The organism is Faecalibacillus sp. TM498 (assembly GCF_020589955.1).
Classification (GTDB): domain Bacteria; phylum Bacillota_I; class Bacilli_A; order Erysipelotrichales; family Coprobacillaceae; genus Faecalibacillus; species Faecalibacillus intestinalis.
Genome location: NZ_JAJDKB010000027.1, coordinates 1 through 20367, shown reverse-complemented (window position 1 = coordinate 20367; position 20367 = coordinate 1). Strand labels below are relative to the sequence as shown.

At 28.3% G+C, this 20367-nt stretch carries 21 protein-coding genes and 1 riboswitch; of the genes, 2 read left to right on the top strand and 19 right to left on the bottom strand.

Going from position 1 to position 20367, the window contains the following annotated elements; genetic code table 11:
• Positions 1 to 103 precede the first annotated feature (103 nt).
• Genes proS through LJD32_RS09280 form a run of 4 tightly spaced genes read right to left on the bottom strand, consistent with a single transcriptional unit; the run spans position 104 to position 6138 of the window.
• Positions 104 to 1543, bottom strand: a complete 1440-nt coding sequence (gene proS / locus LJD32_RS09295; protein WP_227392240.1) for a proline--tRNA ligase — start codon at positions 1541 to 1543, stop codon at positions 104 to 106.
• Positions 1544 to 1602: 59 nt separating this feature from the next.
• Positions 1603 to 4614 carry an AAA family ATPase gene (locus LJD32_RS09290; RefSeq protein WP_227392239.1) on the bottom strand — a complete coding sequence of 1004 codons (3012 nt, stop codon included), beginning with the start codon at positions 4612 to 4614 and terminating at the stop codon, positions 1603 to 1605.
• Positions 4601 to 5728 carry an exonuclease SbcCD subunit D gene (locus LJD32_RS09285; protein WP_032091648.1) on the bottom strand — a complete coding sequence of 376 codons (1128 nt, stop codon included), beginning with the start codon at positions 5726 to 5728 and terminating at the stop codon, positions 4601 to 4603. The genes LJD32_RS09290 and LJD32_RS09285 overlap by 14 nt, the downstream gene beginning before the upstream one ends.
• Entirely contained in the window at positions 5725 to 6138 is a 414-nt protein-coding gene (locus LJD32_RS09280) for a GNAT family N-acetyltransferase (RefSeq protein ID WP_227392238.1), read from the bottom strand. Before LJD32_RS09280 ends, LJD32_RS09285 begins: the two co-directional genes overlap by 4 nt.
• A gap of 150 nt (positions 6139 to 6288) precedes the next feature.
• On the opposite strand from LJD32_RS09280, the gene LJD32_RS09275 reads away from it, so the two are divergent.
• The gene (locus LJD32_RS09275) at positions 6289 to 6660 is read left to right on the top strand and encodes a hypothetical protein (RefSeq protein WP_227392237.1); all 372 of its coding nucleotides are present in this window, start codon (positions 6289 to 6291) and stop codon (positions 6658 to 6660) included.
• Between the two features lie 65 nt (positions 6661 to 6725).
• The gene (locus tag LJD32_RS09270) at positions 6726 to 7688 is read left to right on the top strand and encodes an Rpn family recombination-promoting nuclease/putative transposase (RefSeq protein WP_227392236.1); all 963 of its coding nucleotides are present in this window, start codon (positions 6726 to 6728) and stop codon (positions 7686 to 7688) included.
• Between the two features lie 23 nt (positions 7689 to 7711).
• Here LJD32_RS09270 and LJD32_RS09265 read toward each other — a convergent pair whose 3' ends face one another.
• The 15 genes from LJD32_RS09265 to LJD32_RS09195 all read right to left on the bottom strand — a co-directional run bounded on the left by LJD32_RS09265 (position 7712) and on the right by LJD32_RS09195 (position 20044).
• Positions 7712 to 8752: a type IV pilus twitching motility protein PilT gene (locus LJD32_RS09265; protein ID WP_370771790.1), complete on the bottom strand. Its 1041-nt coding sequence runs from the start codon at positions 8750 to 8752 to the stop codon at positions 7712 to 7714.
• 20 nt (positions 8753 to 8772) lie between these two features.
• Positions 8773 to 10446: a GspE/PulE family protein gene (locus LJD32_RS09260; RefSeq protein WP_032091652.1), complete on the bottom strand. Its 1674-nt coding sequence runs from the start codon at positions 10444 to 10446 to the stop codon at positions 8773 to 8775.
• Between the two features lie 13 nt (positions 10447 to 10459).
• The gene (locus LJD32_RS09255; protein WP_227392235.1) at positions 10460 to 11878 is read right to left on the bottom strand and encodes a PilW family protein; all 1419 of its coding nucleotides are present in this window, start codon (positions 11876 to 11878) and stop codon (positions 10460 to 10462) included.
• 17 nt (positions 11879 to 11895) lie between these two features.
• Positions 11896 to 12822, bottom strand: a complete 927-nt coding sequence (locus LJD32_RS09250) for a prepilin-type N-terminal cleavage/methylation domain-containing protein (RefSeq protein WP_227392234.1) — start codon at positions 12820 to 12822, stop codon at positions 11896 to 11898.
• An 11-nt stretch (positions 12823 to 12833) separates the two neighbouring features.
• Complete coding sequence (locus LJD32_RS09245; RefSeq protein WP_227392233.1) at positions 12834 to 13883, bottom strand: hypothetical protein; 1050 nt, start codon at positions 13881 to 13883, stop codon at positions 12834 to 12836.
• 17 nt (positions 13884 to 13900) lie between these two features.
• Complete coding sequence (gene gspM / locus LJD32_RS09240) at positions 13901 to 14533, bottom strand: type II secretion system protein GspM (protein WP_147580752.1); 633 nt, start codon at positions 14531 to 14533, stop codon at positions 13901 to 13903.
• Entirely contained in the window at positions 14520 to 15185 is a 666-nt protein-coding gene (locus tag LJD32_RS09235; RefSeq protein ID WP_227392232.1) for a hypothetical protein, read from the bottom strand. Before LJD32_RS09235 ends, gspM begins: the two co-directional genes overlap by 14 nt.
• A 1-nt stretch (position 15186) precedes the next feature.
• Complete coding sequence (gene pilM / locus LJD32_RS09230) at positions 15187 to 16071, bottom strand: type IV pilus biogenesis protein PilM (RefSeq protein ID WP_032091656.1); 885 nt, start codon at positions 16069 to 16071, stop codon at positions 15187 to 15189.
• Positions 16072 to 16079: 8 nt separating this feature from the next.
• On the bottom strand, positions 16080 to 17273 hold the full coding sequence (locus tag LJD32_RS09225) for a type II secretion system F family protein (protein WP_227392231.1): 1194 nt from the start codon (positions 17271 to 17273) through the stop codon (positions 16080 to 16082).
• A 12-nt stretch (positions 17274 to 17285) separates the two neighbouring features.
• Positions 17286 to 18047, bottom strand: a complete 762-nt coding sequence (locus tag LJD32_RS09220) for a prepilin peptidase (protein ID WP_227392230.1) — start codon at positions 18045 to 18047, stop codon at positions 17286 to 17288.
• Positions 18048 to 18058: 11 nt separating this feature from the next.
• Entirely contained in the window at positions 18059 to 18505 is a 447-nt protein-coding gene (locus LJD32_RS09215; protein WP_227359765.1) for a type II secretion system protein, read from the bottom strand.
• A gap of 10 nt (positions 18506 to 18515) precedes the next feature.
• Complete coding sequence (locus LJD32_RS15505) at positions 18516 to 18938, bottom strand: type II secretion system protein (protein WP_317989521.1); 423 nt, start codon at positions 18936 to 18938, stop codon at positions 18516 to 18518.
• Positions 18939 to 19076: 138 nt separating this feature from the next.
• The gene (locus LJD32_RS09205; RefSeq protein WP_227392229.1) at positions 19077 to 19370 is read right to left on the bottom strand and encodes a hypothetical protein; all 294 of its coding nucleotides are present in this window, start codon (positions 19368 to 19370) and stop codon (positions 19077 to 19079) included.
• 2 nt (positions 19371 to 19372) lie between these two features.
• On the bottom strand, positions 19373 to 19516 hold the full coding sequence (locus LJD32_RS09200; RefSeq protein ID WP_227392228.1) for a type IV pilin protein: 144 nt from the start codon (positions 19514 to 19516) through the stop codon (positions 19373 to 19375).
• Between the two features lie 69 nt (positions 19517 to 19585).
• Positions 19586 to 20044, bottom strand: a complete 459-nt coding sequence (locus LJD32_RS09195; protein ID WP_227392227.1) for a type II secretion system protein — start codon at positions 20042 to 20044, stop codon at positions 19586 to 19588.
• 117 nt (positions 20045 to 20161) lie between these two features.
• Positions 20162 to 20248: riboswitch (cyclic di-GMP riboswitch) on the bottom strand.
• Between the last annotated feature and the right edge of the window lie 119 nt (positions 20249 to 20367).

Genomic DNA, 20367 nt, shown 5'->3' with positions numbered 1-20367 from the left:
AATGATTCTTATGAGTCCATTATACACACTTATGTAAATTTTCTCTATAAAAAGCTTGATAAAATAAAAAAGAGCAATCTTAACGATTACTCCTTTATACAAATTAATAAGCTTTTGCAAAGTAAACAACTTTTTTAGCTGGTTTACCACAAATTGGACAAACATCTCCAAATGGTTCTTCATCTTCTTTGATACATCTTGATGTAGCACCTGTTTCTTCTTTGATTTTAGCTTCACAAGCATCATCTTCACACCACATCATACGAATGTATCCTGCTTTAGTATTTAAGATTTCTTTAAATTCATCATATGTTTTCGCAGTTCTAATGTTTTCATCTCTAAATTTCAATGCTTTTGCATACATTTCATCATGAATTTGATCTAATAATTGATGAATTGTATTTGGTAATTCTTCATTTAAAGCATATGTTTCTTTTGTACCATCTAATCTTTTAGCTAAGACACATTGTCCTTTTTCAATATCTTTAGGTCCAATTTCAAGTCTTAATGGAATTCCTCTCATTTCAGCATCTGCAAATTTATAACCTGGTGTTTTATCACTAGCATCCACTTTAACACGAAGTCCAGCTGCTTTTAATTGTTTTTCAATTTCATAAGCCTTATCTAAAACACCTTCTTTATGTTGCATAACTGGAACGATCATCACTTGAATTGGTGCCACTCTTGGTGGTAAAACAAGTCCATTATCATCTCCGTGAACCATAATGATTGCTCCAAGTAAACGTGTTGATGCTCCCCAAGAAGTTTGATAAACATATTCTTGTTTATTATCTTTATTTAAGAATTTAACATCAAAAGCTTTCGCAAAACCTTGTCCAAAGTAATGTGATGTTCCTGATTGTAAAGCTTTTCCATCATGCATTAAAGCTTCCATTGTATAAGTTTCTTCAGCCCCTGCAAATTTTTCACTTTCAGTTTTACGACCAGTGACCATTGGAATTGCAAGTAGATCTTGTGCTGTACTTCGATAAACTTCTAACATTTGTAAAGTTTCTTTTCTTGCTTCTTCTTCAGTAGCATGAATTGTATGACCTTCTTGCCATAAGAATTCAGAACCACGTAAAAATGGTCTTGTTGTCTTTTCCCAACGTACAACGGAACACCATTGATTATATAGTTTTGGTAAATCACGGTAAGAATTTACAATTTTTGCATAATGTTCACAAAATAATGTTTCAGATGTTGGACGAATAATTAAGTTTTCATCTAAATCATCTAATCCACCTTTTGTTACAACAGCACATTCTGGTGCAAATCCTTCTACGTGATCAGCTTCTTTTTGTAATAAAGATTGAGGGATCAACATCGGCATATAAACATTTTCATGTCCTAATTCTTTGAATTTTTGATCCATATGTTTTTGAATTTGTTCCCACATTGCATAACCATACGGACGATAAATAATAAATCCTTTCACATCGCTATAATCCATTAATTCTGCTTTACGACATACATCTGTATACCATTTAGCAAAATCAACATCTCTAGCAGTAATAGCTTCATTTTTCTTGTTATTTGCCATCTTTTTTCCTCCTCTAAAATGCTTCTCTATTTTACTATAGAAATGATAAACAAGCAAGATTAGATCATCTGAATCACACTTTGTTTTTGTTTTCTTTCAACTACAAGTTGTCGTTCAATACGATCTTTTAAATCACTAACGTGTGAGATGATTCCAATTAATTTATTTTCATGATGCAATTCCATTAAACAATTCATTGCTTGATCTAATGATTGACTATCTAAAGAGCCAAACCCTTCATCAATAAAAAGCGTATTTAATTCAATTCCTCCAGCATAATCTTGAACCATTCTTGAAAGTCCTAAAGCAAGAGATAGAGCTGCTTTAAAGGATTCCCCACCAGAAAGTGTCTTAATACTTCTAACATTTCCACTTTCTTGATCAAAAACATCTAATTCTAACCCTTGCTGACTTCTTCCTTTACCTGCATCATCTTTTCTTAATAATTGATATCTTCCTTGACTCAATTGTTTCATGATCACATTGGCATAAATCAACATATTTTCAAAATAAGTTGCTAGTACATATCTTTCAATCGACACTCTTGCATTATTTTTACCACTTGCTAGATTATAAAGATCTAAATATCTTTGATAAGTATCTTCATCTTTTTTTAATTGTTGATTGATTTTTTGAATATCTTTGATCATTTTTTCTTTTAATGAATAATCTATTTTTAATTTTTCTAAATCATCATTTTTTTCTCTCAATTGTTGATTTACTTCTTTAATTGTTTCACTTAAAGAAGATAAATCAACATATGTTGAATCTTTGACTTCATTTTCTAATGAAATAATTTGTTCATTTAAACTCTTTAAAGAAATTAAATAATCTTGATATTTCTTTTCTAAGATACTGATTTGATTGATTTGTGTTTTTAAATTTAAAAATTCTTCTTCATTTATAAATGCATCTAAAGCAGTATGATATTTATTATCTAATTCATCATATATTTCTTGTTCTTGAATAATTTGTTGATTCAATGACGAAATTTTTGTTTTTATTTCAAGATATTTATTTTTGACCTTTTCATAAGCCTGTTGAATAGTTTCTATTTCTAATGAAAGTTGACGATATTTTTTTTGAATTTGTTGATAATTTTTATTAACTTCTCCAATTTCATATTGGAGCATTGAATCATCTAATTTACCAGATAATTGATGAATTTGTACTTGAATATTCTCTAGACTTTGTGCTTGTTTTAATTCTTTACTTTCATAAGTAGACATATCTTTCAATGAAAGAGCCACACTCTTTTTAAGCTTTTGAATATATTTAAGTTCATCTTGTAATTCAAGATATTCTTTTTTCATTCTTTTTTCATCTTTTGATAAATGATCTAATTCTTTAATAAAGATTTCTTTAGATAACTCTTCTTGAATATTAAGTTCACTTGAAAGTTGTTTTGTTTGTTTAACAAGCATTTCCTTTTTTTGATTATATAAGAGTATTTTTTGTAAGATATCTTGTAACCTATGTTCTTGTTGTTTTACTTTTTTAGCTTGTTGATCTAATTTTTCTTTTGTTATATCTTCTTTTTCAATTTGTGCCGGATGAGGATGATGTAAAGAGCCACAAATAGGGCAAGGTTGATCCTCTTTTAATTGTAATGCAAAAATACCTGCTTGTTTTCTAAAATACAATTTTTCCATTTGATTATATTGCATTTTTTCATGATCAACTTGTTTTTCAACAACTGTATAGTCTTCTTGTAAATCACTTTTATTTTCATTAAGTTTGAGTATTTGATCATAATAATCCGACAATTGATGAACTTTTACTTTTTGTTCGTTTAAACGAACATATTGTTGTTTGATCAGTTCATATTTAGATTGTACTTGTTGTTCACTTTGGATTCTTTCTTGATCTCTTTGCAACCCATTTTCAAATTTTTCTTTCTTTTTTAAAAAGAGTTTATGTTCTTCATCTAACATTCTATATTGTTGTTTTAGAGTTTGTAAGTTTTGATAATCATTTTGATATTGATAGATTTGATTGATTAATTGTTTCGTTTCTTGAATTTGGTTTTGTAATTTTTCTTTTGTTTGTTGTTTGTAGTCAAGAGAATTTGCTTGTACCTTTTTTTCTTGATAATCTTTTTCAAGTTTTTTTAATTGTTTTAAAAAATCTTCTTGACTTAAGTTTAAGGTTTGAAGTTTCTTTTGTTGTTTAATATAAGAAATATATAAATAATTTGTTTCTTGTGCTTTTTTTAAAGTATCTACAGTTTTATTTAATTCTTGATAATCATTTTCTTGTTTCTTTAAATCTTGAAATTGTTGTTTTAAATCTTTTAATTGTATTAATCGTTGATTTTGCAAGCGATAGAGTTGTAATTGTTGTTTCTTTTGATCTAAATCTTTTTTTAAATCATCATATTCTTTTTGTTGACTTGCGATAAGTTTTGTTTGTTTAGATAAATATTCTTGATGATCTTCAACTTGTAATTCTTGCATCAAATCTTTCCTTTTATTCAATAACAAATCATATTTATCTTGATATACTTTCAAATGAACTTTAAGTTTTTCTTCTAACTTTTGATACGTTTCACTATGAAATAACTCTCTTAATACTTTTTCTCTTTCATCACTTGAAGCCATAATCAATTTTGTAAATTCTCCTTGAGCAATCATACAAATCTGTTTAAATTGTTGATCATCGACCCCTAATAAAGAAATCATTTTTTGATTGACTTCTTTAATACCTTCGACCATTTTGCCATCTGGTAAAGTAAGTAACGCTGAAGGTTGTTTAGGTGTTTTTTTCCCTTCTAGATAATATTTAGGATTTCTTTTAATTGTATAATTTTGTTGATGCAAAGAAAATGAAAATTCAACAAAAGTAGGAATTTCATTTAAGGCATGATCACACCTTAAACTGTCTGTTTGTCTAATTTGACCACTTGTTTTACCATATAAGGCAAAGATCATAGCATCAAAAATCATCGTTTTTCCACTACCTGTAGGCCCTGTAATTAAAAAGAGACCATCTTCTTGAAATGATTCAAAATCGATTGTGATTGTATCTGGATAAGGTCCAAACGCTGATAATGTAAGGCTAATGGGCATCATCTTCATTTACCTCCTCTAGTAATTGTTGAATAATTTCTTCACTTTCTTGACTCATTGCTTCACCTTTCATTTTTTCATAGAATTCTTTAAATATTTCTATTGGAGATTGTTTTTCAACATCTAAGGAAGAAGCTGTTTGATTTGTTTTAAGTTTTTCTAGTGATTGATAAGTAATTTGTAATAAATAAGGGTATTTTTCTTTTAAAAAATCATATGCGTGACCTATGACTTGTTTATCTAATAATTCTACCGCTACAAAATCATTTTCATTATTTGGATAATGTAAAACATCTTCATATTTTCCAACGACCTTCACTAGATCTTTTTGTGGCTTTAAAGGAATAATTTGCGTAGAAACCCCAGTTTCATCAATAGTTACTTCAACCATTCCTTTTTTTTGATGAACTTCATCAAATGAATACTTCATTAAACTTCCTGCATATCTTACATAATCATATTTAATTTTTTGACTTGCATGAATATGACCTAAAGCTACATAATCAAAATCTTTACATAAATCAACATCAATAATTTCACTACCACCCACGGAAAGAATTACTTCACTTTCACTTCTAATCACTTCTTTATTTCCCGCAATAAATTGATGTGTTACAAGAACTTTAGGATGGTCTTCAACAAATGTTTGTTGACTTAAATAATATGCAAAAGCATCTTGATATGTTTTTAAATCATCTTTTTCATATAAATAACGTATATAAGAAGGTTTAAAAAAAGGAACCAAATAAAAATAAACACCTTCTATTTCAATTGGTCTTATTTCTTTTTCAGGATAAGAAACAATATACAAACCTTGACTTTGAAGTAAAGAACTTGCAAAATCAAGTCTTTCACTGCTATCATGATTTCCTGAAATGATCAATACTTTTTTATGATAATGTAAAATCATTGCTTCTAAAAAATGATTTAAAGCGACTATACTTTCTTTAGAGGCAATTGCTCGATCATAAACATCTCCAGCAATTACTAAAGTATCTATTTTTTTTTGAACCATATAATTCATCACTTGATTTAATAAATCAATTTGAATATCTAATAGATTATTTTGATAAATAATTTTACCTAAATGTAAATCCGCTAAATGTATAAATTTCATAATTCCTCCAAATCCAAACAATATATTCTTTTTATATAATCACCTTGATCAAAATCTTTCTTCAAACATGCAGGTACTTCTTTTGTTTCAAGATACTTAAATGGCAATGACTCAATAATCTTACGACTTGCTATATTATCAGGAGAACATGTAATCATTAATTGTTTAAATCCTTTTTCTTTTGCTTTATCAAACAATAATAAACAAGCATCTTTACTATAATGATGCCCTCGGTATTCCTTTTCTATCGTATAACCAATATGTCCATCATAATATCTTTCTTCATTAGTACCTTCTCTTAAGACAATTCTTCCTACTTCTATATGATCGACCATGATTAAATATATATAATAAGGTTTCCAACCACGTGGAAGATTCTCTTTTTCATATGTTAAAAGTTCTAATTTCATAAAATCACCTATCCCTATTGTATCATGTATCTTTCAACAAATTAATATAATAATCTCTTTTAAATCCACTTATTTCCACTTTAAAAATTTATTTTACATATTCTTTATTTATTTAAAATATGCTATTATAGATAGTAGGAAGTGGTAAATATGTATAATTTATATAAAGAATATCTAGAATCTGGAGAAACTGATCTAGAATACTTTGATTGGTTAGATAATCAAATACTTTTACGTTCTCGTGATAGAAAAATTGAAGAGGCAAATAAAAAAATTAAAGAAATACGTCAAAGAACTGAAGAAGCAAATAAAAAATATGAAAATCTAATCAATGAAATAAAAGAAATGATTGATGAGACAAAAGAGAGTATTATCAAATACTCTCAACTAAAATTTCATGAAGATATAAGCAGTTCTATAAATACTCTTTCTAAAAATCAAATTTTTGATCTTTTAGACCATTTATATGATTTTAAAGAGTTTGATGAATTAAAAAAATATCTTCAAAACTTAAAAATTTAAATTTTTTTGATAAAAAAGAAGAAAAACACTCATAAAAAGTCAATATAAATAATGGAGGACTTTTTATGAACAAAAATAGAGAGAATTTTAAAAAATATTCAAATGATTTATATTTTCACCATTTACTTGTTGAAAATGAAAGAATTAGAACCCTTATTTGTCAAGAGCTTATTTTAGACAGAGAGATTGTTTCTACTAAATTAAAAAATGCACAACAATATGGTAAAAATTTCTATGAAAAGAAACTTATTTTAGATATTTTAGCGATTGATGATGTAGGTGATCTCTACAATATCGAATTACAAACTTATGGTTTAAATGAAGAGATACTTGTTCGTTTTGAACTTTATAATGCTGAACTTTTAAGACAACAAGTAAAACAGGGAGAAGATTATACTAGTGCTCATGTCGTAAGATCATTAATTATCAGTTATGGGCATATTTTAGATAACGCACCTCTTTATAAATGTCACTTTAGAATGGTTGATGATGAACATCATATTGTCTATCCATTTAATCGTATGGAAATAACAATTATTCAACTCGAATATATCAATCAAGTAATCAATGAAATGACGAGTTTTAATCAGTTGATGTATCTCTTTAAAAACGAAAAACCATATGATAAAATTGAAATAGATTACAGAATAAAGGAAGCGATACAAATGCATGACAAATATATATCTTCTGAAGAATCATACCTAGAATATCTTGATCGTTTAGATAATGAAATATTACTTCGTTCTCGTGATAGAAAAATTAAAGAAGCGAATCAAAAAGCCGAGAAAGAAAAGCAAAAAGCGGAGGAAGCAAACCAAAGAGCTGAAAAAGCAAATAACGAAATAGATAGTATTCTTGATGAAACAAAGGAAAGTATTATTAAGTATATTAAAATGCAATTTCATGAAGATATCAGTGATTTTATAAGCACTTTTTCTAAACAACAAATTCGTAATCTTCAAAAACATCTATATGATTTTGAAGAATTTGAAGAATTAAAAAACTATTTTCAAAAACCAAAAGAATAAGCAGACTCGCTTATTCTTTTTAACTATCTTATTAATTGTCTTAATTCTCCAACATCAAGAGAATATCTTTCTGCTACCATACGATTTACTTTTCCAGTATTTACTAAAGTAGCAAGTGATGCATTTAATGTTGTCATTCCTTCATTTCTTCCAGTTTGAATCATCGTATCTATTTGATGACCTTTATTTTCCCTAATTAAATTTTTAATAGCGTCATTAGCAATCATGATTTCTAAAGCAGCTGCTCTTCCTTTACCACTTGCAAGTGGTAAAAGTTGTTGAGTAACAACCGCTTGTAAAACAGAGGCTAATTGAGCACGAATTTGAGCTTGTTTATGAGGAGGGAAAACATCAATAATACGATCAATTGTTTTAGGAGCACCAATAGTATGAAGCGTACTAAATACAAGATGGCCTGTTTCAGCTAAAGTAATAACTGCTTGAATCGTTTCATAGTCTCTCATTTCTCCAACAAGAATAACATCTGGATCTTCACGCATGGCACTTTTTAAAGCTGTGTCAAAAGAATCAACGTCTTCATAGACTTCCCTTTGATGAATAAGAGCTTGTTTTTGTTGATATACATATTCAATTGGATCTTCAATAGTAAGAATATGACAATTTCTCATTGAAGAAATAAAATCAATCATTGCTGCTAAAGTTGTTGATTTTCCACTTCCTGTAGGACCGGTTACTAGAACAAGTCCTCGAGGAAGTAAAGCCAATTTATGTAAAACATCAGGTAAATTTAATTCTTCTAATGTCTTGATTTGTTCATTGATGATACGAATTGCGGCTGTCATATAACCTTGTTGAAAATAAATATTAACACGATGTCTTCCTAAATCATTTACATAGACAAAGTCAGCATCTTCATGTTTTTCTACAATCTTTAAAATTCGATCTTTACACATTGATAAAATCATTTCTTTTATTTCTTCATTACTAAAAGCTTGTTCAAATCCAATAAGTTTTCCATCTTGTCTCAATGTTATACCTGTATTTTCACCAATATGGACATCACTACATCCTTTAATTCTTGCATCATTTAAAATATCATTAATATTTGCCATAACATTCCCCTTTAATCAATATAAGCAATAATCTTATTGAATTCATCTACTGTTGTTTTACCTTCTTTAACTAGTTTTAAAGCTTGATCTCTTAAAGTTTCTACTCCTTGTTCTTCAACAAGATATTTCATAATATCATCTATTTCTTCTTGATTAGAAATCATTTTACGTACTTTACTATCTATTTCAATAACTTCATGAATAGCAATTCTCCCCTTATAACCTGTTTGATTACAATGAGGACAGCCTGTTCCTTTAGAAATATATTTAATTCCTTCTTGTAAAGCTAATCGATCAGATAAAGAAGTGGCTACTTCCTTTTTACAATAAGGACAAACCTTTCGCATTAAACGTTGAGCAACAACACCTACTAAACTGTTAGCGACCATATAAGGTTCAACACCCATTTCTTCAAGTCTAACAATCGTACTAATAGCATCGTTCGTATGTAATGTACTGACAACCAAATGTCCTGTAATAGCTGCACGAACAGAAATTTCAGCAGTTTCTTTATCACGAGTTTCTCCAACCATGATTACATCTGGATCTTGTCTCATTAAAGCACGCAATCCTCTATCAAATGTAAGGCCAGACATTGTATTGACTTGCATTTGATTAATACGATTTAATTTTCTTTCCACAGGATCTTCAATCGTTGAAATATTGATTTGTCCTTGAGCTAATTTTTCAAGGATCATATAAAGTGTTGTAGTTTTCCCACTTCCAGTAGGACCTGTTACATAGATAATTCCATGTGGCATAGACATCATATGATTCACTTTCTTAAAGTTTTCTTCTGTCATTCCAAAAGTACTTAAGCGGTCAATAGTACTATTAGAATTCAAATAACGCATAACAATCTTTTCACCAAAGATGGTAGGAATAACAGATACACGAATATTTAATTCAACTCCATCAATTACTCCCATAAAATGACCATCTTGAGGTAATCTTTTTTCAGCAATATCCATGTTAGATAAAATTTTAATTCTAACAATCAAAGCCGCTTGTATATTTTTATTTAAATCTAAATAATCAACAAGCATTCCATCAATACGCATTCTTACATGTAATTTATCTTCAAATGGTTCAATATGAATATCAGAAGCACTTGTATTATATCCTCTAATTAACAATGAATTTAATAATTTAACAACAGGTGTATCATCTTCATTCGCATCAAATAAATTTAGATCCTCTTCTACTTCAGGTAAAGTCGATTCATCAATATCATCTACTAAATTCAAAGTATCAACATCTGAATAATATCTTTCAATAGCAATTTGAATATCTGCTTTTGTTGCAAGTGAAACACTAATACGACAACCTGAAACAAGTCTTACATCTTCTAACCCATAATAATTTAAAGGATCACTTGTTGCTACTGTTAACACATTGTCATTAAAAGCATAACCAATGACATTATATTTTTGTGCCATTGCTTCAGGAACCTTTTTAACAGCATTAATATCAAAATCTATATTATCCAATGAAACTAAAGGCTCAGCTAATTTATCAGATAAAGCTTCTAACATTTGTTGTTCACTAACAAAACCTAAATCTATTAAATGTTCCCCTAATCTTTTACTTCTATCTTTCTTTTGGGCATCTAATGCAATCTGTAACTGTTCTTCATTAATATACCCATATTCTTTTAATACTTCACCTATTGGTAAACTTTTCATGTGTCAACCTCCATCAATTTACTGTACTCCAAAAATAATTTGGATTTGGATTACCATTAACAATTTCTAACATATGTGGCCATGTTGTTGGATTATTATCTTTATTTATATTTTGCATGGCTTTAAGATATCCTAAATCTTGAGCTTCAGAATATAAAACAATATCACCCTTTAAGTATGCACTATTTTTATTCCAGTCACGAGATAAAATTTGCCATCCAGAAGATGCACTTGATCCGGGACCTCCAGATCCATCCAATACTTTCAAATAATATTGTTTAATACCGTTTTTTTCTTCATTATATATATAATCACCTATTTTATAATCCGTTTTATTAACATCATATTTAGGAATGCTATTTATTTGGCTTTCCGTGAGTTGATCCAATTTATTTAAAACTGTATCAGTTCTTCTTATTGAAATATCATCACAATTATGTACATCTTTTGTAACCGTATTTTTAGGACCAATATACTTCCAATAGGTCTGCTTTCCATTAAATCCATCTGGCGCATATCCATCAGAACTATCACTGCCAACTCCCATAGAATACATATCCTGTAAGCATTGATAATAACATTGTTCTTTTTCAAAAAAAACAATATCACCTTTAGTATATGCACTGAGTGGACTATAATTTTTATCTATCTTTTTCCACCATCTTGCTTTACTTTTATCAGGTGAAGTAGCATTACTTTTATCTTGAATTAACTGCCACCATGACCCATCACAATAAACAAAATCACCTTTACTATAATGTCTTCCTTCTACATAATCACCACGATTATTTTTCGTATTAATACATTCAACCTGTTTAGCAACTGTGATTTCGCTATCCGTTTTGTCATTTTCACTATTGCCTTTTGATGAGTCATCTTTTATATAATAAAGTTTTGTATTTTCTGATAACTGTGTCGTACTAGAAATATTACTAAATAAAGTCGTTTTATCAGTTGTATTAATATTAAAATTGACCAACTCATATGTATTCTTTGTTGAATATACTTCTTCTGTCCCATTTAAATACTTAAGCGTTAAATCTAAACGATATCCATTAGTGGTAAAACCTCTAACATCCATTTGTAAATCTCGATTATTAATATAATAGTCATCATCAAAAACTGCTTTACCATCACGATAAAGTCTACCTTTATTTTTATCGTTTTTTAATACATAAAGATAATGCCAATCTCTATCATCTGGTTTAGTATTTGATACTCTTACATCTGTTGCATAGGTGATTTCATTGCTAATAAAATCTAGAACACCATCTAATGTTTGTTTATCTAAAGATTTCTTGGTTGTTGTATCAAAATAACCTAATGAGTTGACTAAGATTCCACCAGTAATTGTCATAATAATAGAAGCAATTAAAAGTACAACAACAATTTCAACTAACGTCATACCTTTATTATTTACTTTTTTGATCATCTTAGTCACCCTCTTTTCTATTTTGATGTTGTATAATAAATCCATTCATTACCACTTATTATTTTATAAAACTCTGAATATGTTTTATTTTCAAGTATTTTTGTACTTATTTTACTTTTTGGAATTAACCAAGTATCTTGATCATCTTCAACAGTTGTATTATCAAGCAATGCCCATATATCTGTTGGACGATCTCCTTTTTTTGCCTTATCACCAACTAATATGAATACGTATTTTTTGTATCCTTCATCTTCAAAAAAATTTTTATAAGTTAAATTTTCTCTAGTACTATCTGATATATACATACATGGTGTAATATATTTATACTTTTCCTTATCAAAATCTTTGTTATAAGTTCCAATAACCTCTAATAATGAATCTAGTTCTATATCAGGGTATATACTTGCATATAATTTAGGTAAATTTGTAATAAAATCTGATTTGTTTGCACCTGTTTTTTGCATCATCCACTCTTTTATATACTCTTTAGTCTTTCCTTCAAATAATTTATCATTTGACGTGACTCCTTGCTCTTTTAAATAATTCGAAAATTCTTGCATCATTTTGCAATAATTTTTATAAATATTTCTTCCTTTTACAGTTTCACTAATTTGGATAGATGGAATAAAATTTGAAAGATTAACATCCTTATATGTTTTACTTGTTGCTTTTTTATAAGTACCATTGACGATAATTGGATGACCACTTTCATTAACAGTAATAGAATAATTAGCTAAAGTATCATACACATCAATATCTGTATCTTTATTTTCTTCATCAACTAGAGCTTTTTGTTGTTTATTCGTTACATCTTTATAATGATTAGAATCAGTAAAAAGATTAAGTGCAGTAACAAAACCAAACACAATAATTAAAGATGCTGTACTAATAATTAATAGAGAGATGATTACTTCAATAAGTGTCATACCTTTTGTATTTTTCATATTCATCCCTCCTACTCAATTTTTAACCATTGATCTGTATTGCTTACAGCATTTTTTATACTGTCTACATTTAAAAAATCACTTTCATTAAATGATTTATTTTTAGTAACATACCAAGATTGATCATAATAAATAAGATAAACTCCTCCATTACTTGCACCACTTGAAGGAGATGCATAAATAAAATACTTCCCATTGCTATTTGGAAATATATGAAAATTAACATATAAATCTGGATACCATGTATTATTGTCAAAAACAATATTTTGATCTTTAACTTTTCGATAAATATCATCTTCTAATTTATCGAACTGATTATTTTGTGTCATACATGTTAAATACGCTTGTTTAATATGATAATCAGAGCCATCACTATTATTAAACCACCAATCGCAATTATAATTAGCATCCGTAGTTTTATTCATATACTTACATTGATCTTTATACCAATCAATAAATGTATAAATATTTTTAAAATCTCCATAGTATTGATTCAACATAACCGTAAGTCTTTTATCAAGTGTATCTGCTATATTACTTCCTTCTGGCAAACCAATATTATTGTCATTATCATTATCTGTACTACCATTATTCCCTGAATCATTTCCACTTGAACTACTATCAGTAGAAATATTTAAATTTCCACTTGTATCATACCTTTTACATTTCCATTGATTATTAGACTGCGTTAAATAAGCATAAATTGTATAATCTTCATCATGATAATTAGCTTTTAGTGATGCAATAATTAAATTTTCTTTTTTTCGATTAATTTTAATATTTGAAATTGTTCCATAAGGAACAGAACATTCCATCTTTGATACATTAATTTGTTTACCTGTATCTGGAATTAGCTGAGAACTATTTTCATCATTTTCAATAGCACCAGCTAGAGATTTAATTGCCGAATTAGCAATCAATTCAACTTGTGTCTTATTCCTATTTTTAATAGATTGATTATAAGACATATACGCAAAAGACAAAGAGGCACCTACAATGACTACAAGAACCATAATCAATGTAATTGCCCATACAATTGTTGATCCCTTTTTATTTTTCATTGTTTGCACCTCTTTTACTATTTTTCTACCATATAAACTGTATATGTAATTGTTAAATCCAAGTTACCTGTTGAATTTTCATAGGCAACAGAATTAATATGTAAACCACTCATATTTTTAACATCTTCAATTAAATTGAGTAAATTAGCTTTTGTTCCTTTACATGTTTGAGTAACAACACATGAATAAACTAAAGCATTGGATGATTTAGATTCATCTGTATTATCATTTGCGTTATCAGATGAATTATCATCACTCTTTTTACTTGATAAATCTGTTTGTGTTATTTCAGACATTGTTAAATTAGTAGGACTAATTTTATGTTCTATTGTTAGATTTGTAATCAATTGATCAATATCTTCTTTTGACATAAGATTGTAAAATTGATCATTTAAAGCCTTAATTTCTTGATTAACATTCATAATTTGTGTTTTGATATCTTCTGTTGAAGAAGATGAACTTGTTCCTTTTAATTCAGCAAGTTGTAATTCTAAACTATCTTTTGAAGACTTTAATGATGTATGTGACGTTAATTGTGGTTGTAATAAAATCAACCATCCAAAACAAACAATCAATAAAATCACTAATATATAAATCAATGTCTTTTCTCTAGAAGAAAGTTTTTTAAATGAATCTTTAATCTTGTCCACTTGTCGTTCCTCCTTCTAATGTACATGTAATCGATGATTTATAAGTAATTGGTGTTGTATTCGTTACTGCTTGTGTTGTTGTCGCACCTGTTGTAGGGTCTGTTACGGTTTCCGTTGTTTCACTAACACCACCATCTTGAGTATACCCATTGTAATCAACTGTTTTAAAAGTACCTGATTCTCTTAGTGTTCTTACTGTTTCTTCACAACCATTAACTTTAGAAGCTGTTACAGTAAGTGATATAGCTCCTGTTTCTTGATTAAATGATATTGAATCAATTGTTAAGTTCTTACATGATTTATCAATTGTTTCTAAAATACCTTTATCAATTTGAGGGTATTTTGATAATGTTTGTGTAATTGTTTGTAAGTTTGTAAGTTGTTCATTGAGCTTACTTAATTCTTTTTGTTGATCAGAATTTGTATTAGATGCTGTTGCAGCAAGAGCCTCTTCTATTTGTGTTTGCAATGTATCAACATCCTTTTGTAAGTTCCTATTAGTGATTGTTAAATAAAGTGTACTTGTCGCAAAAATAAGAATGAGTAAAACAGGTAATGCGATAAGCAAGAGTGTTTTAGAATTTGTATTTATTTTTTTCTTTGTTTTATAGACAGATAAAAAATCAATATCTTTGTTACTGTTTCTTGCCATCTTATCTCCTCCATAAACTTCCTACAAATAAATATTTATGAATAGGAAAATTATTATCTTTACTACAAGTATAGTTTGTTGGTTTAAAACGAGAGGTCTCAATACTCAAATTAGAAGAAATAGTTGACATCAACATATCTTCTTCATAAGTTTCTAACCCAGCAAAATAGATTTTTTCTAATTGGGCATCTTTATAAGCACCTTTAGTAAACTGCATTAATTTAGTAAGTGAATTGGATAATTCAGTAATAAAAGCAACTGTTCCACGATCAGAGAAAATACGTGTTCTATTAGCTATTTCATATTGGCCATTAATAAATAAATAATGAATAACATCTTGTCCATTGATTACTGTTAAAACATAAGATAGATTTGTTAATTTAAGAATAGATTCTGTTAATTTAATAATTGAATTTGTCATAATATCAATTGATTCTAATGAAATTCCCATTTCATCAAACAAATCAATATACGGCTTTAAAAACTCTCTTTCCATTGCCGCACACAAAACAAGTTGACCTTCTTTACCCTCAACTTTATCTTTTATAACAGCATAATCATATAATAAATCCGTATATTGACTTTCAACATCAATAAATTCATCCTTTACAAATTGAAGCATTTGTTTATGAGAAACTTCTGGTAAAACAGAACACTTCACTAAAATTTGTCCACTATCGACAACAAGTCTCACACTATCAACATTTTCTTTTTTTAAATCAAGTAAAACATCTCTAATAGGTTGATCATCAAGAATATTCCCATCTAACATTGTTCCTTCAACAAATTCAAATTCTTTGTAAGAAGAAATATGAATATTATTCTTTGAAACATTTCCTTGAACCATTTGTAATCCTTTTGTTGATAAAAATACAATATAACTCATAATTCCTCCTACATATTTCCTACATTGTTATACAATGTATAAATTGGTAATAATACAGATATAATAATTAAACAAATAACAACTGCTAAAAAGATAATCATTAATGGTTGAATAAGGGTAATCATTCTTTCTGATGCTTGTTCTGCTTCAAAATCAAAATCATCTGCAAGAGTAGTAAACATTGATTCCAAACGCCCACTTTCTTCTCCTACAAAAATACTACTTGTTAATTTAATATCAAAACCATCAATGTCCTTGATTGCTTGAGACAAACTTTCCCCGTTTCTTAATTTCTTAATAGCTCCGTCAAACTGTGATTCAATATAAACATTACCAATCGTTGTTTTAGCAATATTTAAAGCATTAACAATAGACATCCCACTTGTGTATAAAGAACATAAAGTTCTCGCAAATCTACTCGTATAAATTGTCATCAACAATTTACCAAACTTAGGAATTTTTGTTTTTAATTTATCTACTTGAAAACGTACCTTTTCTACTCTAAGTAAAGCAATAAAAGTGACAACCAACCCTGCAGCAATCAATAAGACAAAATACCAATAATCTTGTAAAAACTTAGAAATACTAATATTGATTTTAGTAATCAATGGTAATTCAACATTTTTAAAAATATCAAAGAAAGAAGGAAGCACTGCTAAATAAACAATCAACAAAACAGCAATTGTAATAACAATCAAAATAATAGGATACATCATTGCTGACTTTGTTTTACCTTTAATACGATGATCCTTTGAATACTGATTAGACATCGTTAAAGCCGTTTTATCCATATCCCCACTTGCTTCACCTGAACGATACATTTGAATCATTAAATTAGGAAAAGCAACACCTTGAGCTTCCATAGCAGCGGATAAAGTATATCCTTGTTGTAACTTTACATAAATATTTTCATAAATTTTTTTTATTTTTTTATTATCTTCTCTTCGAACCATAATAGAAAAAATACGAATCAAAGATAAACCAGAAGCAAGCATTGTTCCTACTTCTCTAGAATAAGCTGATAATTCATTTAATTTCATTTTATACTGATTAACAGTCTTTTTAGTGACATCTTGGCAGCTTACTAAAAACAAATTTTGTTCTTTAAGCTTTCTCACTAAATCATTTCGATCATCAGCTTCTAACGTTCCTCTTATTGTTTTAGCTGACATATCTTTCGAAATATATTTAAATGTAGCCATTCTATCACCTCTTTACATCATTAAATTTAAATACCAACTTATAATTTCACTACCATAAGATAAAGCAATAAAAATACCAATTGATAAATAAGGACCAAAAGCAATATGTCCTTTTTTATTAATCTTTTTACTTACCAATAAATAAATACTATAACTTCCTGCAAGTAAAATACCAATAAAAGCAGCAAGTAAACTATACTTCCATCCTAAAGCTATTCCTGAGACAAACATTAATTTAATATCTCCACCACCAAAAGATTCAGCAATTAAAACATTTAATAAAATCATTGGTACAGAAATACAAAACATTCCAATAATGCTTTCTAACAAAGACATATGTCTTACATACATTAAAACAATAGATACAAGAAGCATAGCTATATTTAAACCATCAGGAATAATCATTGTATCAAAATCAATCATTGTAATCGCAAGTAAAATCATCGCAATCACAAACATTAAAATCGTTTCAATACTAAAACCAAAACGATAAAAACAAAACATACCAATCAATCCACCAAAAATTTCAATCAAAAAACCTCTAATAGGAATCGAAGTATGACAATAACGACACTTACCCCTTAAAAAAATATAACTTACAATAGGAACCAAATCATACCATTTTAAAGTCTCACCACAATGATCACAATGACTTCTTCCCTTTACAAAACTCTCGTTTCTAGGAACACGATCAATCACAACATTCATAAAACTCGCAACGCACATTCCTATTAAAAACATATATACATAAATCAAAATAATAATTGAATCCATAAAAACCTCATCTAATCAAAATTATGATTACTATCAGTACTTACAATCTTTACATCCTTATTCTTTGTGAGTGTAGCTTCAATACGATGATCATCATCACTGATCCAATACATTTTATAAGTATTGCCATTTCTTTCTACATCAACATCATCTAACTCTGTCTTTTTCGCAATAATACCTTTTAATTGATTATTATCTGCAGTAGCAATTGTATTACCACTCAATATATCTTTAATATAATTATCTATAGCATCTTCACTAGGATTATCTGTTGCCTTATACTTAGCCACTTCCGTTTCAACAACTGTATAAATAGAATGTGCCTCTTGAATATAGCGAGACTCTTTAGCTTCATTTACATAACCAATTACAGAAGGTACAGCAATCGCAGCTAAAATAGCTAAGATTACTAATACAACAATAATCTCTACCAACGTAAAACCTTTCTTATTTTTCATCTTCCTCATCCTAATTAACACTTACTGTTATATCTTTATTTCTTTTAATTACAGAATAAACATTCTTTCCATCATCGCTTTTAAAATTAACATAGTACTCTGCATTATCTTTTCCAATATGGCTACAAGTACCAAACGTCACATTTTGAATACCCGTTTTTTTTGTTATTGTTTCTGTTAATTCTTTTTTATACTCAGTATTATTATAAGTATCATCATTTAATTCATTGCCTAAAGCTTTATACCTTGCTTCCTCTGTTTGAATAACTGTATAAATAGAATGAGCTTCTTCAATATAGCGTGTCTTTTTAGATTCATCTACATATCCAAGAACAGCAGGTACAGCAATAGCAGCTAAAATAGCTAAAATCACTAACACAACAATAATTTCTACCAACGTAAAACCCTTGTTATTCTTCAATCTTTCCTTCATATGCCCATTCCCCTTTTTTGGTTATATTATAACATATATATACAAAATTTCTAATAATCCGACAAATATCTATTATAATTACAAGAAATAATTAAACAAAAATGGCTTATAATAATATAAGTCATTTTAATATGCTAATTATTGACTAACAGAAAGAATATCTACTTTCTTATTTTTTGTTATTTGTGCGTCTATTATTTTACCATCTTCACTTGTCCAATTTAAAATATATATCTTTGAATCTGAATGGATATTACTTACTTTAGGTATTCCGGTTTTTTGAGAAACAATTCCTTCACCCACTGTATTAAATTTTGATTTATCACAAATTTTAGCATACATATAATCTTCCGCTCTATTATAATTCGATGGTTTATCTGTATAATCTATTTCATTTGCAAGTTTTGTTTCTTCAACAGTCAGTCTAATCATGCTCATACCTCCATATCGTGATTTTTTGCTTCTTCAACATATCCTAAAACAGAAGGAACAGCAATTGCTGCAAGTATTGCAAGAATAACTAATACAACAATTATTTCTACCAGTGTAAATCCTTTTTTATTAAATCTTTTAATCATTTCAATTTCCTCAAATATGTAGAAATACCACTACTTTTTAAATAGTGGCATCATCTTTATTTACTTTTATTAGTTTTTAGAAGTAATTTTTACATCTTTATTTTTTGTTAAATCAGCTGTAATTGTTTTGTTATCATCACTTTTCCATTTAAGTGTATACTTACCATTTGAATCAGGTTGTGAAATTGAAATAACTTCTAAGTCTGTCATTTCATGAGCTTTTGCAACAATACCCTCAGCTTTGTAATCAGCACCTGTACCTGTTGATTTACCATAATCTACTGTAGTTGTTTCTCCAGCAGTAGTTAAAGCTTTTGCTTTTGCTTCTTCAGTTTGGATTACTACATAGATTGATCTAGCTTCTTGAATGTATCTTTCATCTTTAGCTTCGTTTACATATCCTAATACTGATGGTACAGCAATTGCAGCTAAGATAGCTAAGATTACTAATACTACGATGATTTCAACTAATGTGAAACCTTTTTTGTTAGATTTTTTTTGTAATTTTTTTAATAAATCTTTCATCATTTCTTTTTTCTTTCTCCCTTGTCTTGATATTTAAAGAAATCCTAGAAAGTTAAAAACCACCTATTATCTTGGTGGTTGCTATAACTTATAGACATACGAAAATATATCTTGATAGGTTAGGGCAACCGGCGATCATAGCACTTACGTACTTTAGACCCTAGGGCTTTGCGTCACTGTTTTTCAACAGCTTTGCCTTTTTCTTTTCTTTACAAATATATAATAATATCTTTAAAGGGAATTTACGGCTATTCAAATAATTTAGGGGTCCCAACTTTGGGGGTCTACTTTAGGGGACAACTTTAGGGGGATGGACTTCTAATAAT

What these genes read in the sequence shown, in the direction of transcription:
- LJD32_RS09205 (WP_227392229.1), bottom strand. Translation starts at nt 19,370, where the DNA reads ATGATTAGACTGACTGTTGAAGAAACAAAACTTGCAAATGAAATAGAT.
- LJD32_RS09255 (WP_227392235.1), bottom strand. Translation starts at nt 11,878, where the DNA reads ATGATCAAAAAAGTAAATAATAAAGGTATGACGTTAGTTGAAATTGTT.
- LJD32_RS09250 (WP_227392234.1), bottom strand. Translation starts at nt 12,822, where the DNA reads ATGAAAAATACAAAAGGTATGACACTTATTGAAGTAATCATCTCTCTA.
- LJD32_RS09235 (WP_227392232.1), bottom strand. Translation starts at nt 15,185, where the DNA reads ATGGCAAGAAACAGTAACAAAGATATTGATTTTTTATCTGTCTATAAA.
- LJD32_RS09285 (WP_032091648.1), bottom strand. Translation starts at nt 5,728, where the DNA reads ATGAAATTTATACATTTAGCGGATTTACATTTAGGTAAAATTATTTAT.
- LJD32_RS15505 (WP_317989521.1), bottom strand. Translation starts at nt 18,938, where the DNA reads ATGAAGGAAAGATTGAAGAATAACAAGGGTTTTACGTTGGTAGAAATT.
- pilM (WP_032091656.1), bottom strand. Translation starts at nt 16,071, where the DNA reads ATGAGTTATATTGTATTTTTATCAACAAAAGGATTACAAATGGTTCAA.
- LJD32_RS09225 (WP_227392231.1), bottom strand. Translation starts at nt 17,273, where the DNA reads ATGGCTACATTTAAATATATTTCGAAAGATATGTCAGCTAAAACAATA.
- LJD32_RS09270 (WP_227392236.1), top strand. Translation starts at nt 6,726, where the DNA reads ATGAACAAAAATAGAGAGAATTTTAAAAAATATTCAAATGATTTATAT.
- proS (WP_227392240.1), bottom strand. Translation starts at nt 1,543, where the DNA reads ATGGCAAATAACAAGAAAAATGAAGCTATTACTGCTAGAGATGTTGAT.
- LJD32_RS09220 (WP_227392230.1), bottom strand. Translation starts at nt 18,047, where the DNA reads ATGGATTCAATTATTATTTTGATTTATGTATATATGTTTTTAATAGGA.
- LJD32_RS09195 (WP_227392227.1), bottom strand. Translation starts at nt 20,044, where the DNA reads ATGATGAAAGATTTATTAAAAAAATTACAAAAAAAATCTAACAAAAAA.
- LJD32_RS09215 (WP_227359765.1), bottom strand. Translation starts at nt 18,505, where the DNA reads ATGAAAAATAAGAAAGGTTTTACGTTGGTAGAGATTATTGTTGTATTA.
- LJD32_RS09245 (WP_227392233.1), bottom strand. Translation starts at nt 13,883, where the DNA reads ATGAAAAATAAAAAGGGATCAACAATTGTATGGGCAATTACATTGATT.
- LJD32_RS09290 (WP_227392239.1), bottom strand. Translation starts at nt 4,614, where the DNA reads ATGATGCCCATTAGCCTTACATTATCAGCGTTTGGACCTTATCCAGAT.
- LJD32_RS09200 (WP_227392228.1), bottom strand. Translation starts at nt 19,516, where the DNA reads ATGATTAAAAGATTTAATAAAAAAGGATTTACACTGGTAGAAATAATT.
- LJD32_RS09260 (WP_032091652.1), bottom strand. Translation starts at nt 10,446, where the DNA reads ATGAAAAGTTTACCAATAGGTGAAGTATTAAAAGAATATGGGTATATT.
- LJD32_RS09280 (WP_227392238.1), bottom strand. Translation starts at nt 6,138, where the DNA reads ATGAAATTAGAACTTTTAACATATGAAAAAGAGAATCTTCCACGTGGT.
- LJD32_RS09275 (WP_227392237.1), top strand. Translation starts at nt 6,289, where the DNA reads ATGTATAATTTATATAAAGAATATCTAGAATCTGGAGAAACTGATCTA.